This is a genomic window from Fundidesulfovibrio sp., from assembly GCF_058402725.1.
On record NZ_JBZVFJ010000189.1, the window covers coordinates 3274 to 5459 of the forward strand.

The 2186-nt window shown below is 69.0% G+C and carries 3 protein-coding genes; all 3 read right to left on the reverse strand.

Annotated features, from left to right (window positions below; genetic code table 11):
- Positions 1–274: 2Fe-2S iron-sulfur cluster-binding protein (locus ACV4UX_RS16995; RefSeq protein ID WP_491594470.1), on the reverse strand; the 274-nt coding region annotated here is incomplete at its 3' end.
- Positions 262–1653, reverse strand: a complete 1392-nt coding sequence (locus tag ACV4UX_RS17000) for a complex I 51 kDa subunit family protein (RefSeq protein WP_491594471.1) — start codon at positions 1651–1653, stop codon at positions 262–264. The genes ACV4UX_RS16995 and ACV4UX_RS17000, both read right to left, overlap by 13 nt.
- Before the next feature lie 3 nt (positions 1654–1656).
- Positions 1657–2151 (reverse strand): NADH-quinone oxidoreductase subunit NuoE, encoded by a 495-nt coding sequence (nuoE, locus tag ACV4UX_RS17005; RefSeq protein WP_173080539.1) that lies wholly within the window; start codon positions 2149–2151, stop codon positions 1657–1659.
- Positions 2152–2186 lie beyond the last annotated feature (35 nt).

A 2186-nucleotide genomic window follows, 5' to 3' on the forward strand; every position in this document is an offset into this window, starting at 1 on the left:
GCAGCTTGGCGATGTGTTCGCGATACTCCAGCACCTCGGGGTGACCGGTGTCCACCACCATCTTGTCCTGGGCCTTGACCATGCAGCTCATGCGCAGACCCTTCACGGGGCCGTCGCCGAACATCACGGCGCACATGCGGCAGGAGCCCACGCCGCCCAGGGCCGGGTGGTAGCAGAAGCGCGGGATCATGATGCCAAGGCGCTCGGCCGCGTCGATGACCAGGGTCCCCGTCGGGACGCTCACCTTGAGTCCGTCGATGATCAGATCGGGCATGAGACGATCCGCCTGGGTTTGGGTCTGGGGCGCGCGCCGGGGCAGGCCCCTTCGGGCTCGCCGGGCCAGGTGAACACCCGCTGGGGTTCGCCCCGCCAGGGCAGGGCGGGCTGGGCTTTGAAGGGGCAGCCCTTGCCGTCCAGGTGGGCCTCCACCTCGCCCATGAAGTGTTCCAGGAGCGCCAGCACGGGTTCGGCCGCGCCGGGAGCGAAGGCGCAGTTGGCGTGGTCCATGAAGGCCACTGTGCGGCCCAGTTCGGCCACGTCCTCGCGGCTGGCCGAGCCGTCCTCGATGCGTCCCAGCAGGTCCAGCACCAGGGGCAGGCCGTCGCGGCAGGGGGTGCACCAGCCGCAGGATTCGCGGGCGAAGTAGTGCATCATGTTGAGCGTGGCGGCCACGAGGCAGGTGTCCTGGTCGAAGACGATGACCGCGCCGGTGCCCAGGCGGTAGCCCTGTTCGCGCATGGACTGGAAGTCCATGGGCATGTCCAGCAGGCGCTCGGGGACGAACTTGGTGGACGTGCCTCCCGGCAGGGCGGCCTTGAAGCGTTTGCCGGGGAGCATGCCGCCTGCGTGGGTGAAGACGATTTCGCGCAGGGTGGTTCCCGAGGGCAGCTCGAAGCAGCCGGGGTTGGCCACCATGCCGGAGACAGGGAAGAGCTTGGTGCCGTCGCCGCCCGGGGTGAGGGCCAGGCCCTTGAACCACGCGGCCCCGTTGCGCACGATGCCGGGCACGTGGGCCAGGGTCTCCACGTTGTTCACCACGGTGGGCTTGTTCCACAGGCCCCGCACGGCGGAGCGGAAGCCCGTCTCGATGGGGTTGGGCCGCACGCCCATGACGGCGCGCTGCTGCGCCCCGGACTCGCCGCAGATGTAGCGCCCGGCGGAGCGGTGCACGATGATGTCGAAGCAGAAGTCCGTGCCCAGGATGTTGCGGCCCAGGAAGTTGGCCTCCCGGGCCCGCTCGATCTCCAGGGTGAGCAGTTCCGCCTCCAGCTCGTAGGAGGGGCGGATGAAGATGATGCCTTTGGAGGCCCCGATGGCGTAGGCCCCCAGGGCCATGCCTTCGAGGAGCAGGTGGGGGTCGGCGTTGATGATCAGGCGGTCCTTGAAGGTGCCGGGCTCCATCTCGTCGGCGTTGCACTGCATGTAGCGCGGGTGTTCGCCGTCCTGGGGCACGCCGCCCCACTTGCGCCCGGCGGGGAAGCCCGCGCCGCCCCGGCCGCGCAGGCCCGAGTCGAGCACTTCCTGGATCACCTGGGCCGGGGCCATGGAGGCGAGCGCCTTCCTCAGGCCCTCGTAGCCGCCGTCGGCCACGTAGTCCTCCAGGGAGGCGTGGCGCCTGCCGCGACGGTGCTTGAACAGGACCGGTTCAGCCATGGTTCACCTGCACACCACGATCTCTTCGCCGTGTTCGCGCAGTCGGGCGAGGATCTCGTCGATTTTCTCGTTGGTCAGCCTGCCGTAGTACTTGCCGTTGACCAGCATGCCCGGGGCGTTCTGGCAGTCTCCGATGCAGGCCGTGGGCAGGATGGTGAACATGCCGTCGGGGGTGGTGCCGCCCACCTCGATGCCCAGCACGTCCTGGAGGTGGCGGAACACGCCGTCCACGCGGTGCATCCAGCAGACCACGCCGTCGCAGACGTGGATCACGTAGCGTCCCACGGGCTCGCGGTAGAGGAAGTCGTAGAAGGTGGCCAGCTCCTCCACTTCGGCGGGGGTCATGTCCAGGCGTCGCCCGGCCTCTTCCAGGGCCTCGTCGCAGAGGTAGCCGTAGTGGTTCTGCAGGGCGTAGAGCACGTCCACGGCGGCCTCGCGCAGGTGGTCGGCGTGGTGGACGAATCCGTCCAGGGTCTTTTCCAGCTCGTCGGGCAGCATGCGTGGGCTCGCTCCTTCTAGCGGTCGATGTCCGG

What these genes read in the sequence shown, in the direction of transcription:
- ACV4UX_RS17000 (WP_491594471.1), bottom strand. Translation starts at nt 1,653, where the DNA reads ATGGCTGAACCGGTCCTGTTCAAGCACCGTCGCGGCAGGCGCCACGCC.
- nuoE (WP_173080539.1), bottom strand. Translation starts at nt 2,151, where the DNA reads ATGCTGCCCGACGAGCTGGAAAAGACCCTGGACGGATTCGTCCACCAC.